This window comes from Salinispira sp., from assembly GCF_059431795.1.
On the sequence record NZ_JBXWXS010000031.1, the window covers coordinates 178,472 to 192,118 of the forward strand.

The window sequence follows — 13,647 nt, forward strand, 5'->3', positions numbered from 1 at the left end:
CTGATGTGTCAATCCGGTTACCGAACCCATAAAGAATGCTTTCGGCATCGTATAAAAACAAAACATAAAATAACAATAATATATTCCGGTAAAATTAAACGGGGTATTATAGGGCGGCACCTGTATGCAAATATATTTTCTGTATGGATTAAGCATTTTACTTATATCTCTGTTGGTTACCATGTATGCGTTTTTTCGTTACAAACCCAGAGGGACGGTCAGAATTCTGTTCACATTTATGATCAGTTTGTTCGGTGCCGCCCTGGGACTGTTAATCCAGAGCCTCATTCGAATTGATCAGCGAAGCGTAAACTTTTTAATACAGTTCGTATCCTCAGGGATTTTCTCCGTGATCTTTGTACGCTTTTTTTATTACCTTCGTTCCAGACCCGATAACGACTGAAACAAACCACAAACGCAGCGTTAAGTCACATCAGTCCATGCGTTGGCTTGTTGGTTTGAATATAATACTTCGCATAATATATATTCGGTCTACTTTAACTGTGATACTATGACGCTATATAGCATCTATGCTGCGAAAACTATGTTCTTTCCCCCCTTCCGTTGAAACGGTGAATGCTTTACAATAAGCGTATCTTTTCTCGTGAGGTGTGTTGCAGGTGAAGAATCTTGTGCCAGAAGATGAAAAAAGTCTTGATACAGGGAGATCATTTTCCCACGTCTATAATATCATTCGCAGCCTTCGCGGACCCAATGGCTGCCCCTGGGATAAAGAGCAAACTGCGTTAACTTTACGGAATGCTCTGGTTGAAGAAGCCTATGAAAGCATAGAGGCGATTAATAATCAGGATAGAGAACATATGCGTGAAGAATTGGGCGACGTTCTTCTGGTTACCCTGCTTATATCCTATATTGAAGAACAATCGGGGGCATTCAGTGTACAGGATGTGATATCCGGTCTTTCTGAAAAGCTTATCCGCCGACATCCCCACGTGTTCGGTGAGGAAAATCTTCAATCCTCCGAGGAAGTGTTAATTCAATGGGATAAGATCAAAGCTCTGAATGAGGGTCGGGGTGTCCCCTCCTCTATTTTAGACTCTGTTCCAAAACATTTGCCCAATATGGACCGTTCGTTTAAGCTCCAAAAAAAAGCTGCAAAATATGGCTTTGACTGGCAGGATCACCGAGGTGTTCTGGAAAAAATCCGGGAAGAACTGGATGAAGTCGAAGATGTCCTCACCCGCCTGGAAGAGCATGATGAGAACAGCGACGCCGCTTCGCTCCAACAGGAGTTAGAATATGAATTAGGCGATGTACTGTTTGCGGTGATAAATCTTGCCCGGAAAACCGGAGTGCATCCTAATGAAGCGCTATCGCGCACAAACAGTAAATTTTATCGTCGGTTCAGCTATATTGAAGAAAAAATGTTAGAAGTCGGTCTGGAGATGAAACCGCAAAATCTCGATCAAATGGAGCGCTTCTGGATAGAAGCAAAACATCTGGAGCAGAGACAACAGACCGTATAGCAGGGTTACTCCGGGCCGGGCCTTATTAAAGCTGGGATGAATCAGTGTATTTGTGTAATTAATACGTGTAGCGGTGATGACTCACAGACATGAGCAGGCCCATTCCCAACAACGCAGTCCAAAGACTGGAGCCGCCATAGGATAAAAACAGCAGGGGAATTCCTGTTATGGGCATTAATCCGATTGCCATTCCCACATTTACAATAAAGTGAAAAAACAACATAGCGATCACGCCAACGGCAATAAATGCGCCGAATCTGTCTTTTGCCTGATGAGCAATAATCAATCCCCTCACTATAATGCCGCCGTACAGCCCTGAGATAAGTACGCCACCGAGAAACCCCCACTCCTCCGAAAGGATTGAGAAGATAAAATCGGTACTCTGCTGGGGAAGATACTGATAATGGCTTTGGGTTCCCTGAAGAAATCCCATCCCGGAAAATCCACCTGATCCAACGGCTGTGAGACTCTGGATGATATTCCAGCCCGCACCACGGGGATCCACATACGGATCCAGAAAAACAATCAGACGCATCATCTGATGATCTCTGAGAAACCATCTGGCGCCCGGTGCAAGAAAAAATGAAATAAGAAGGATTGCGAAGCTCAGGGCAATAAAAAAGAAATATTCTTTTTTCAGCATAAACAATCCAATGAGGGCAATAATTAAACTGAGCAGCAAACCTCCGCTGATGAGGCCAAAGTAGAGGGGCTCATTGAAAATGGCGAAAAATTCAATATTACCCTCGTAGATCATTTGTTCCCATTCGGGGAGCACGGTAAAGATCCCGGTAAACATTATGATTGCAAGAATGGATACAAGATACAGAGGTCGGGCCCCGGCAGCGTAAAGCATAAAAAGAGCAATCGGCATGTATACCATGGCCGTGCCGAAATCGGGCTGTAAGAGGACGAGAATCATTGGTGGGATAATAATCAAAAAGGCCACCCCAAACACCCTGAGACCCCCGATATCGCGCTCTCCCGCCCGATCCAGATAATATGCTAAAAGAAGAATAATCCCCAGCTTCATAAATTCAGACGGCTGTATTCCGAAAGGTCCGATACCTAACCAGCTTCTGGCACCGTTGACAATCGCACCCCGGAAGAGCGTGAAGCCCAAAAGGAAAAAGAAAAAACCATAAAATATTGGAGAGAAATCCCGAAACATATCGTATTTTATGAGGGATATGCCGATCATCATCGTTACTCCAATAACCGCCCATATTATTTGCCTCATATACTCGTTACTGGTCAATTGACCCTCCGAGTTAATCCCCGATGAGTATATAAAAAGTATACCCACAATAATCAATGACAGGGTTGCTGTGCTCAGTAAATAATCAATATTAATAGAAGAACGCCGATGTATCATCCGGTATTATCCTGTGTATTTTCTTCAGTGCTTTCTTCGCTGGATGACGGAGCGTCGTCCACTGCGGACTGTCCGGTACTCCCCGATTCTGAGTTTATATCCGCTAAGGGTGCGGTTTCCGTTGTCTGACGGGGGTTCAGAATTTGTTCCAGCTCGGGGATTCCCAAATACCACAGCGGTTGAAGATCCCGAACTGTGTCTTCAAAATTCATATTATTCATAATTCCATGAATAATGATGTTGGCTGCCTTGGGCCCCCACCAGTCCCATTCGTTAGCCGCATCTATCCAGACCACCACCACATACTGTTGTTCCGATTCCTCTGCATCTGCGGGAGCATAGGAAATAAACCAGGAATGCTTTTTTTCTTCAAAGCCTGTTTGTGCAGTACCGGTTTTGCCGGCGATTTGGGTTGAATCGCTGGTAATAACCCAACGGGCCGTACCGTCGGTTACAACCATTTCCATACCCTTCCGGACCTCCTGAAATACACCAGGATCTACCCCGATATCCCGAAGGATCCGCGGTTCAAACGTATCTATCAGCTCAAGGCTGGACTGATCCCTCACTTCCTTGAGAACATGAGGTTGATACACCAAACCGTCATTCACAATCGCCGCGGTAAGATTGGCCATTTGAAGGGGCGTCACCGTGAGATATCCCTGGCCGATGGATAAATTCACCGTATCACCGCCGACCCAGGGAGAATTGAAGTTCAGCTCTTTCCATTCCGGGGTGGGCAGAAGTCCTCTTACTTCATTAGGAAGATCTATTCCGCTGTAATCCCCGAGACCGAAGCGCAGAGAGTAATCAAGAATGCCTTCGACCTCCAGGTGATCCTTTCCAATTGTGTAATAGTATACGTTACACGATTCAGCCAAAGCTTCATACATATTCACGTATCCATGGCCATCCAGATCATGGCAATGGAATGTTCTATCACCCACAACTACATAGCCCGGGCAATATATTTCTTCCTGGGGATCAAACGCCTGTTCCTGAAGCATGGCCACACTCATTAGGGTTTTGAAGGTTGATGCCGGACTTCCTGCGGCCTGTATGGTACGGTTAATCAGGGGAGCCCGGGGATCTGAGTTCAACCGCTGAATATCAGAATCGGCTCCGGCGGAATAAAAAATATTGGGATCATAATCGGGATAGCTGTGCATGGCCAGTATTTCCCCGTTTGCAGGATTCATTACAACTGCTCCGCCGATCCGAGGTCCAATTGCGTCCTCAACTAGCCGTTGAATATGCCGATCCAGGGTGAGAACCAGGGAGTTCCCCAGCTCGGGGGGAACATCTTCAAGATCCTGAACCTGTCGTCCACGTGCATCGACCCGTCCGTATCGTATGCCCTCCTCTCCACGGAGAAGATCATCGTATTGTTTTTCCACGCCGGTTTTTCCGATTTCTCTGGCACCGGCATATCCCTGGTTGTACAGAATTTGTAATTCTTCAGACGTTATTTCTCCAGTAAATCCAAGCACATGAGCCATAAGATCACGCTGGGTATAATATCTGGTAGGCCTGGATTCCCAACTGATACCTGGGTACTGATCTATTCGCTCCGCAATTCCGGAAATCTGGTGGAAGCTGGCGCCGCTCCAGATTTCGTAGCGGGTGAAGTTATCATTTCTGCTGCTTGGGATTTTACTCCAGAGAAGTGTTTCGTCGGTATTCAATGCATTGGCAAGACGACCGATTAGTTCTTGCAATCCGTCACCGGGAACCTCTGACAGATCAAGGAGGATGGCAAAGGTATCGATATTTGTAACCAGAGGCTGATCAAAATTCCGGTCGTATACTTCACCTCTGCGGGTGGGAATAATTTGGCGGCGACGGGATACTTCGTCCGCCTGGGCTTTATAAATATAATTATCAACAATTTGGAGCGAGAAAAGCCTCACAATATAGAGACCGAATACTGCAAGCATGAGTGAAGAAATAATAATGAGCTTTTTTTGATCAATACCGCTATTTCGGGAGCCTGTTCTCAATCCTGATACCCTCCTCTAAGACGTCTGGGAAGAATTTTATCCAGAGCTTTCAGAAGTGCAAAGAAAATAGGCGTAAGCAGAAGTGTATACAGGAGGGAAATGAAAAAACGTTGAGTGAAGATTACCTGCTGAACTGATTGGAAACCGAAAATGCCGGCAAGTAGAAAACTGAGAAAAGCCTGGAGAAAAATAGATACTGCAAGCATCAACACGGGAGTGAATATTGCATCGATATATACCTTCCCCCTGCTCACGCCAGCAAGATACCCGATAAGCGTGAAGCTGAAACTGTAAAAACCAAGTGGTGCAGCTCCAAGAACATCGGCAGTAAGACCGACAAAAAGTCCGATCAGTACACCGTGAACACCATTGCGGCTGTTTCCATAATACACCAGGGCCACAAGACTGAGTTGTGGAAGGGCTCCCTGTATGGCTAGAACCTGAGCCGGGCCACTGTTCAGATAAAGGAACAGAAGAGGAATAATGTAGGGTATGAGAATCCAGAGCATCAGTCTGCCGCCTTTGGAGATGTTACGTGAATAATAAACACATGCTCAAGCCGGGAATACTGAATATACGGAACAATGTCGAGTTCAAGGGATGTGGAGTAGGATTTTGCATTGATTGATGCGATGGTGCCTACCCGGATATTTGCAGGATATACCGAATTGAGTCCGGAGGTGATTACCTCATCCCCAACACTGATCTGATTCCGGGATTCCCTGTCCACATATTCCATGAGCAGGCTGTCCTCCTCGCTCCCCAGTCCCCGCAAAAGCCCTTCATACCGGGTGCGGCTCAGCCTTGCAGACACATAGCTCTCAGGGTCAACAAGAGGTCTTACAAGAGAAGAATATCTGCTTGCTTCAATCACTTTTCCCACAAGCCCCTGTTTTCCGTTCTGGAAACCTACAACCGGCATACCCGCCTGGATCCCGTGTGCGCTTCCTTTGTTGACCAACAGGCTGGTAAAGGAAATTCCAGGATCTTTTCCGATTATTTCCGCAGGACTGTGAACGTATTCACTGCTTCTGGCGTACGAGAGAGCTGAGCGCAACTGCTCGTTTTCAGCTTCCAGCGCTTCCATACTCTGAAAAATCTGTCTACTTTTCTCCAGTTCAGAAAGCAGATTATTATATTCAGCACGTAAATCTCTCAGTTCAGATATAGAGTTCACTGTGCGGCTGATAATTTTTCCGCTCCCGGTGAAAATTCTTTCCACTGTGGAGGTAATACCCAGACCGATCCTTTGGGGAATTGAGGTAAACCGGGTACTCTGAAGACTCAGTGCTACAAGAGAGGTAATAAGTATTACAGCAAGAATTATACTTTCCCGATGTCTGGTACTGAGCTCTCGAAAATCCACGTTAACCTTCCAGCCTTACATGAGGATTAAGGATATGCTCACACATTGATAGAATTGTAATTACTCTTCTCTCTCTGGGATTGCTGCGTCACTTCAAAATACATTCCAGCACCGATTGCTACACAATTCAGCGGCTGCTCGGCCTTGAAAGCCGGAACGCCGGTTTCATTTGAAATGAGAGTATCCAGACCTTTGAGAAGACTTCCACCACCGGTCATCACGATTCCCCGTTCAACAATATCAGCAGCCAGCTCCGGAGGGGTTTCGCCGAGGGTTTTTTTAATCTCTTCAATTATCGCATTTATGGGTTCCTGAAGAGCTTCCCGCACTTCCACGGAGTCGATTTCCAGTCGCCGAGGCAAGCCGGTGATTGCGTCAGTACCCTTTATTTCCATTTTTTCTATAGATTTATCAGGTGTGGCATTCCCGATATTAACTTTCAATTCCTCTGCTGTACGCTCGCCGATAATCAGGTTATGGGTCTGTCGTACATATTTAATAATGCTTTCGTCGAATTCATCCCCTCCCAGGCGGATTGCGTTGGTGACCACCATTCCGTTGAGGGAAATTACCGAAATTTCGCTGGTTCCGCCGCCGATATCAACAACCATATGTCCCGCAGGCTCATGAATGGGTATATTGGCTCCAATGGCCGCTGCCAGGGATTCCTCGATCACCTCAACTTCTCGGGCGCCGGCTTTCAAAGCGGATTCCTCAACGGCTCGCTTTTCCACTTCAGTGATACAGCTTGGAACGCCGATAACCATTCGGGGTTTTACAAAAAGTCGTCTGGGTAACACCTTGGCAATAAAATAGCGAATCATTTTTTCGGTAGTCTCAAGATCGGCAATGACTCCGTCCCGGAGGGGTCTGATTGCGATTATATCACCGGGAGTCTTCCACAACATCCGCTTTGCTTCCTCTCCCACTGCCACTACTTTTTTGGTTCCCCGTTCCACAGCAACAACAGATGGTTCATTGGCTACAATTCCCTTTCCCCGGATATAGACAAGGGTATTGCATGTACCAAGATCAATTCCTATATCATTGCTGAAACCGTTAAAAATCCCCATATTTCCCTCCCGGAAAGTTCAATTATCTTGAGCAACTTTCAAAAGTGAATTTTGAAAGCTACAGGATAACGGGTCGAAATCATAATACTCTTATGAGAAAGGAATTATGATTTCTAAAGGTCTTGGCAATTTCGAAAATCGCTGATTTTTGAAATTGCCTCATCGTATCATAAAAATGGTTTTAAGAGAACGGATAATTCAGAAACACAGCCCTGGGTTCGAATTCGTTGATGTTTCATCGAACTCCATCAATCTAGGACTGAAGACGTTCCAGAGCAGGTCTGAATGTCCTGTCCTGGTTATAAGCCTCCCGCCACTGAGCCCGGGCCTTGACCATATCACCTGCCTGGAAATAGATCTCACCCAGATAAAAGTATGCTTGTGCAGATTGACTATTCCGTTCTACTATTTCTTCAAATATTTCCTGGGCCTTTTCAAATTCATTACTTCTGAAGAGCACCCTCCCTCTTCCCAGGGATGCTTCCTGACGTAAAAAGCTGTCCTCACTCCGGCGTAAAGCTTCCTCATAGTATGAGAGAGCTTCAGTGTTATTCCCCTGTTCTTCATGAGCCTCGGCAATGGTCAGAAACAAAACTGCACGGGGAGTTTTTTCGATTGCCCGTTGAATATAGGATATTCCGGCTTCAATATCACCATAATCAAGGTGTATAACACCCAGGTATTCCAGAATATCATCGGCAGTAAAGCCCGAGTCTTCAGCCATTGTAAGATATTTTTCAGAAAGATCGTAATAATACGGACCTTTATGAAAATATGCTTTTCCGAGAATATACCATATTGTCTGTTGAAAACCTGCAGGGGGATCATAAAGCAGTTTCCGCAGCGAATGAATTGAACTGTTGAGATGCCCTTCACGCTCATCCTGGTTTACCAGAGTCAGGGCATAATAGAAGTGAGCAATACCGTTATAAAGTAGATCTCGAGAATTCAACGGGGAATTTAAAAGTTCAGCACCGGTGAGCTCTGCAACCCGTTCATAGTTTTGGGCATCCCATTCGGTCTGAATCCGGTCATTTTCCGTATCAGGTAGCACTGCTTCCGAATTCCGTAATAAAAAAAACAGGATAACGGATGCCAGACCTGCCAACAATAGAACCGGAATAATGGCCCTCTGAAGTTTGATTTTTCGTGTCTGTGAAAAGCCTCGTGATCTGGGATGCATATATTTCTGGATTTTACGGATTGAGATATGTAATGTCAATGAAAAGATGCGGACCGGTAAGCCGGGTTCTGTTTACGAATGCCATCTGTCTTGAGCTCATACGAGCTTCCAGCAACCTACCCGCAGACTGCAAAGGATAACCCTGCAGTTAATCTGCTGCTTGGTCTTGCCCGGGGCAAGGTTTACCATGCCTTCAGCCTTACGGCGGAAGCGGTGAGCTCTTACCTCACCATTTCACCCTTACCCTCCGCCCGTTACCGGACCGGAAGGCGGTATCTTTCTGTTGCACTTTCTGTAGACGGACAAACCGTCTCCCGGTAATTAGCCGGTACCCCGTAACCGGGCCCGGACTTTCCTCCCGGTTTCTGAGTTTCCGGGCGGCATTCCGGTCCGCATTATAATCTATTTTTTGTGCGCGAAGAGTTATTCTTCATCAAGATCATCATTCAGATCTTCTTCTTCCTCTTCCACATCTTCCAGGCTCTGCTCTGCTATTCCATCACCTTCTATATGATCTTCTTCCACATCGTCGTCGTCGAAGTCATCGTCATCTTCCTCGATGTCTTCTTTGTCATCCTTGTCATCTTCATCTTCATCTTCATCTTCATCAATTTCGGCGTCGCTATCCTGATCTTCAAAATCATCACTAAAATCATCGTCGAACTCTTCACCGTCATCGAACAGCGCAGTATTATCATCGAAATCCAGAATATCTTCACCTTCCGGTGCCTCAGGCTGATGATAGAGAATCATAGAGCAATAAGGGCAGAACAGAACATCCTTTTCAGCCTTAACATCGTTTACAAACTGTGCGGGCAGAATCATGTTACAACCGGTACATACAGAACGCCGCAGGGGTACTATCCCCTTCCCGCCCTTGGATCGGATGATACGTTTGAATTTAAACACCATCTCCTCATCCATTCCCGGAGTAATCTCATCTTCCTGCTTGTTGAGAGTCTCAAGAAGCTTTTGTCTCTTTTCACTCTCGTCTTTAATCTTTTCCTGCTCCGAGGTGAGTTCTTTTTCCTGTTCCTGTATGAGGCTTTCTTCACGCTCTATACTCTGCTGAAGTTCTTCCAGGTATTTCTGTTCACGCTGAAGATCCTTGCGGAAATTCTGCTCCCGCTCTGAAGCTTCGCGAATTTCCTTTACAAGTGCTTCGTATTCCCGTTGGGTATTAATATTGACGATCTGCTCTTCATATTTTTCCCGTTCCCGTTCAGCATCGGTCATCTTGATCCGTAAATCCTGTACCTTGGCCCGGCCCGATTCAAGACGTTCATTTTTTTCCACGAACGATTTTTTCAGCCGGTTAACCAGCTCTGTTTTGGTATTAAGTGCCTTGGGAATATTCTTCAGTTCATTCTCTATGGAGTATTTCTCCGCCAGAACATCCTGAAGTTCCTGAAGTTTGTTCAATATTTCCTGAATCATGTGTAGCCTCTACCTCGTTAATTATACCGCAATTCCGGTTCTGATTTTTTCAAAAAGGTACCTGTATGAATACCCGTAATCTTCTGTTAATTATCCAAATAATCTTTAAGTCGTCTGCTTCTCTTGGGGTGCCGGAGACGTCTAAGCGCCTTCGCTTCTATTTGCCGGATTCGTTCCCTTGTGACGTTGAAATAGAGACCAACTTCTTCGAGGGTCAGACTGTAGCCATCCTCGAGTCCGAATCGCATTTTTAAAACTTCCTGCTCCCGCTCGGGAAGGGTCTCAAGGACATCTCCCAATTGTTCCTGAAGAAGAGTGAAGGCGGTTTGATGTGCAGGATTCTCTACATCTTTATCTTCTATAAAATCGCCAAGGAGGCTATCTTCTTCTTCACCGATGGGGGTTTCGAGAGAAATTGGTTCCCGGGCAACATTTTTTACAGACTTAACTCTGCTTACCGTCCAGCCGAGACGCTCTGCTATTTCCTCATCACTGGGCTCTCTGCCCAGTACCTGCATCAATTGTCTGGATTCACGGACGACTTTATTGATCTGCTCAATCATGTGTACAGGGACACGGATCGTTCTTGCCTGATCGGAAATGCTTCGGGTGATCGCCTGACGGATCCACCACGTAGCATAGGTTGAAAATTTGTATCCCTTTCTGTACTCAAATTTCTCCACAGCCTTAATCAGACCGATGTTTCCTTCCTGTACCAGATCGAAAAAATGCAGGCCCCGATTGGTGTACTTCTTTGCAATGCTTACCACGAGCCGCAGATTTGCCTTGATGAGTCTATCCTTGGCATTCTGCATCATAATTTTTCCGCGCTCGATTTCTCCCGCCATATCAAGAATCTGCTCTATGGGATTCTCGAACTCAAGTTCATAGCTGCGGATTTTCTTTTCTGTCATCTGAATTTCCCGGATCATCTCTTTGATTTCATCCGAGGAAAGGCCAAGCTCATCTTCGATGAGTTCACGGTCTTCAAGAATGGTTAGCTTACGCCCCAGGGAACGAAGCTCCCGGGAGTTTTTCACCCGCAAGCGCTTTTCATTCCTGGTTATTTCCTTTTGATAACTTTTAATTTTCTTGGCAGTCCCCACAAATTTTTCGGAAAACTGGAGAATTTCATCTTGATGAAGGTCTATATCCGAAAGTTTGCCCACAAGACTGTCCCGCTTCTGGGCAAGCTTGGGATGGGAAATTATATCTTCACCCTTGGAGATCAACTTCTTTTTCAGCTCAATGTATGACTTCAGATCCGCAACCACCAGTTTGAGAGGTTCGCGGTAAAACTGGCTGAGTCTTCGGCGTTCGGCAAGATACTCAGAAATCTCTTTCTTGCTCATGCTCATTTCCCGGGGATCCTTTTTACTGAATGCCCGGGCTGCGAGGTTGAAAAACTCGGGAATCATCATGCCCGAACCGCTGATCACACCTTTAATAATGTTCTCACCGTCCTCCATTTTCTTGGAGAGTTCAACTTCCTGTTCGGCAGTAAGAAGATTCTCTTTTCCGATCTCCCGAAGATACAGCCGTATGGGATCATCGATGGCGCTGTCTTTATCGTTATACACCACTTTCTTTTTAGGTTCTTCGGACTTTTCATCCTTATTGTCTGAGTCATTATCTTCGGAATCGCTATTTTTCCCGTTTTTTGTTGCGGTGGCAGAACTCTTGCTTGCATTCTTCCGAAAAATACTGGGCTGCCCCGGAGGATCTGCTTCGATATCCTCATTTTGAGCCTGAACTTCTTCTGACAACCGTATATTGTTTTGACTGAGGATCACCATGACGTCTTCAATTTTTTCTGAATTTACGAGTTCCTCTGGAAGGAGGTCATTCACCTCGTCATATGAGATGGTTTTCTTGTTTTTCGCATAATCAAGTAGTTTCTTAATTGCAGGATCATTCTGCAGTTCTGTCATGAATTGATTCCTTTAAAGTCTTAAGTTCCGTATCCAGAAACATTTTTTTTTCCAAGAGTTCCCGTTGCCCCTTGGAATCCCGGCTCTGTTCCTTGCGTTTGAGAAGTTGAACAACTTCCCGGCGCTCTTCCGACAGTAAATCACTCCTTACTCTGAGCAGGGCAGCTTCAATATAACTTGCAGGATCGTTTCCGAACTCGCCGCTTGATGCTTTCTTCATTATAAAATTCTTTATTTCTTCTTGTTCAATATCTTGAAGAATTTTTTCGAATTTGCAATCAGAATTTCGAAAATGCTCCTCCAGCAGAGCATATAATGATTGAGCTATTTCATTCCGTACATCCATTGCTCTGATATGCTTTCGAACCATCTGGAAGTGTTCGGGGTGTATTACCAGAGCAGTCATCAGGAGATTCTCAGGATTAACGGTCATGGCGATGCGTTTCTGACCTTGTTCGGGCCTACCCTCCGCCTCCGCCCGATGAATTTTCGGCCTCGGGCTGCGCTCGCCTTTCAAGTAGCGCTGAAATGAGCCGCGGATGGACTCAAGGGTTACGGACACACGGTCAGCAAGTATTTCTAAGCTGGCCTCCTGTTTAACCGGAGATTGTACACTGCGGATATATGGAAAAAGCTGTTCGAGAATCTGCTCTTTCCCCTCAGGAGTATGAATATCAGACTTCGAAACAGCTTTCGTTAATAAAAACTCGAGCGCAGTAGTTGAAGAGTCTACTAAATTTTTTAATTCTTGTGAACCGTTTTCCACCAATATATCCGCCGGATCCGCATCATTTTCAAACGAAAGGATATTACACTCAATACCCTCCGTTTCGAAGACTACAGCAGCCTTCTGGCTTGCTTTAAAACCGGCCTCATCTCCGTCAAAGACGCAGATTCCTTTCTGGCTGAACCGGTGGAGCAGCTTTGCCTGCTCTGAAGTAAATGCGGTCCCCAATGGGGCCACTGCATTGGTCAGCCCCGATTGATGGAACGCCAGGACATCAAGATATCCTTCACAGAGAATAAAACTTCCGTTCTGCTTAATTCCGTCTTTTGCCCGGTCCAAACCGTAGAGGTTCTGCTTCTTGTGATAGATCATGGTGTCCGGGCTGTTGATGTATTTAGGTCCGTCTCCATCCAGGAGCCTACCTCCAAATCCCACGGTATTCCCCTGGTGGCGCTGAATTGGAAACATGACTCGGTTGGCGAACAAACACCAACGGGGGTTCCGCTGGCTGAATAAACCGGTTTTTGCCAGAAATTCGGGGGAATAGCCCTTTTTCCTCAGAAATCCGTACAGCCAAAAGGGGTCGGGATGGGCGTAGCCAAGGGAAAACTGTTTGATCAGTTCTATATCGAAGCCCCTGTTCCTGATGTACTCCAAGGCGGAAGCACCCATTTCCGAGTCTGTAAGCAGGTAGCTGAAACTGTCCCGAATTTTGGAGTAGAGCTCCTCCATGGCCTTCCTGTCCCGGGACTCTCTGCTGATTTCCGCCCGATCCTGGTCGATCTCCACCCCAATACGCCGCCCCAGATACTCAACAGCTTCAGGAAATGTAAGGTTTTCCATCTCCATGATGAAGGTGAACACATTACCGCCTTTCTGGGTACTGAAACAGTAGAACATCTCCCTTGAGGGGGTGACGGTGAACGACGGAGTTTTTTCATTCTTGAATGGCGATAAGCCCCAGTAACGGTCTCCCTTCCGGGTGAGATTGACATATTCTCCCACAACTTCCACGATATCTGTTTTCCGGCGAATCTCTTCAATGGTCTCTTCAGGAATCATAGACGC

General features: G+C 46.0%; 11 protein-coding genes and 1 other RNA gene. 2 read left to right on the forward strand and 10 right to left on the reverse strand.

All coding sequences use genetic code 11. The features are described 5' to 3' along the window. Positions 1–124: 124 nt before the first annotated feature. Together AC52PS_RS10650 and mazG are read left to right on the forward strand one after the other, a co-directional pair. Positions 125–403, forward strand: coding sequence for a hypothetical protein (locus AC52PS_RS10650; RefSeq protein WP_495563049.1), 279 nt, complete (start codon positions 125–127; stop codon positions 401–403). A 217-nt stretch (positions 404–620) separates the two neighbouring features. After that, positions 621–1,487 carry a nucleoside triphosphate pyrophosphohydrolase gene (gene mazG / locus AC52PS_RS10655; protein ID WP_495563050.1) on the forward strand — a complete coding sequence of 289 codons (867 nt, stop codon included), beginning with the start codon at positions 621–623 and terminating at the stop codon, positions 1,485–1,487. A 58-nt stretch (positions 1,488–1,545) separates the two neighbouring features. Here the strand turns inward: mazG and rodA are convergent, their stop codons facing one another. The 10 genes from rodA to dnaG form a co-directional block, all read right to left on the reverse strand. Continuing rightward, the gene (gene rodA / locus AC52PS_RS10660; RefSeq protein WP_495563051.1) at positions 1,546–2,862 is read right to left on the reverse strand and encodes a rod shape-determining protein RodA; all 1,317 of its coding nucleotides are present in this window, start codon (positions 2,860–2,862) and stop codon (positions 1,546–1,548) included. Further along, positions 2,859–4,862 (reverse strand): penicillin-binding protein 2, encoded by a 2,004-nt coding sequence (mrdA, locus tag AC52PS_RS10665; RefSeq protein ID WP_495563052.1) that lies wholly within the window; start codon positions 4,860–4,862, stop codon positions 2,859–2,861. Before mrdA ends, rodA begins: the two co-directional genes overlap by 4 nt. After that, a complete protein-coding gene (gene mreD, locus AC52PS_RS10670; protein WP_495563053.1) occupies positions 4,859–5,371 on the reverse strand; it encodes a rod shape-determining protein MreD in 513 nt (170 codons plus the stop codon). Before mreD ends, mrdA begins: the two co-directional genes overlap by 4 nt. Beyond that, positions 5,371–6,228, reverse strand: coding sequence for a rod shape-determining protein MreC (gene mreC / locus AC52PS_RS10675; RefSeq protein ID WP_495563054.1), 858 nt, complete (start codon positions 6,226–6,228; stop codon positions 5,371–5,373). Before mreC ends, mreD begins: the two co-directional genes overlap by 1 nt. Positions 6,229–6,266: 38 nt before the next feature. Further along, a complete protein-coding gene (locus AC52PS_RS10680) occupies positions 6,267–7,301 on the reverse strand; it encodes a rod shape-determining protein (protein WP_495563055.1) in 1,035 nt (344 codons plus the stop codon). A 253-nt stretch (positions 7,302–7,554) separates the two neighbouring features. Next, positions 7,555–8,484 (reverse strand): tetratricopeptide repeat protein, encoded by a 930-nt coding sequence (locus tag AC52PS_RS10685; RefSeq protein WP_495563056.1) that lies wholly within the window; start codon positions 8,482–8,484, stop codon positions 7,555–7,557. Positions 8,485–8,525: 41 nt separating this feature from the next. After that, positions 8,526–8,881: RNase P RNA component class A (rnpB, locus tag AC52PS_RS10690), an RNA gene on the reverse strand. A 26-nt stretch (positions 8,882–8,907) separates the two neighbouring features. Continuing rightward, positions 8,908–9,921, reverse strand: a complete 1,014-nt coding sequence (locus AC52PS_RS10695) for a zinc ribbon domain-containing protein (protein ID WP_495563057.1) — start codon at positions 9,919–9,921, stop codon at positions 8,908–8,910. An 86-nt stretch (positions 9,922–10,007) separates the two neighbouring features. Then, positions 10,008–11,852, reverse strand: a complete 1,845-nt coding sequence (rpoD, locus tag AC52PS_RS10700; protein ID WP_495563058.1) for an RNA polymerase sigma factor RpoD — start codon at positions 11,850–11,852, stop codon at positions 10,008–10,010. Further along, positions 11,833–13,641 carry a DNA primase gene (gene dnaG, locus AC52PS_RS10705; RefSeq protein ID WP_495563059.1) on the reverse strand — a complete coding sequence of 603 codons (1,809 nt, stop codon included), beginning with the start codon at positions 13,639–13,641 and terminating at the stop codon, positions 11,833–11,835. The genes rpoD and dnaG overlap by 20 nt, the downstream gene beginning before the upstream one ends. Between the last annotated feature and the right edge of the window lie 6 nt (positions 13,642–13,647).

Bases quoted from the DNA above. Each gene is read 5' to 3' on its own strand.
- mreD (WP_495563053.1), bottom strand. From the start codon at position 5,371: ATGCTCTGGATTCTCATACCCTACATTATTCCTCTTCTGTTCCTTTAT.
- AC52PS_RS10685 (WP_495563056.1), bottom strand. From the start codon at position 8,484: ATGCATCCCAGATCACGAGGCTTTTCACAGACACGAAAAATCAAACTT.
- rpoD (WP_495563058.1), bottom strand. From the start codon at position 11,852: ATGACAGAACTGCAGAATGATCCTGCAATTAAGAAACTACTTGATTAT.
- AC52PS_RS10695 (WP_495563057.1), bottom strand. From the start codon at position 9,921: ATGATTCAGGAAATATTGAACAAACTTCAGGAACTTCAGGATGTTCTG.
- dnaG (WP_495563059.1), bottom strand. From the start codon at position 13,641: ATGATTCCTGAAGAGACCATTGAAGAGATTCGCCGGAAAACAGATATC.
- rodA (WP_495563051.1), bottom strand. From the start codon at position 2,862: ATGATACATCGGCGTTCTTCTATTAATATTGATTATTTACTGAGCACA.
- AC52PS_RS10650 (WP_495563049.1), top strand. From the start codon at position 125: ATGCAAATATATTTTCTGTATGGATTAAGCATTTTACTTATATCTCTG.
- AC52PS_RS10680 (WP_495563055.1), bottom strand. From the start codon at position 7,301: ATGGGGATTTTTAACGGTTTCAGCAATGATATAGGAATTGATCTTGGT.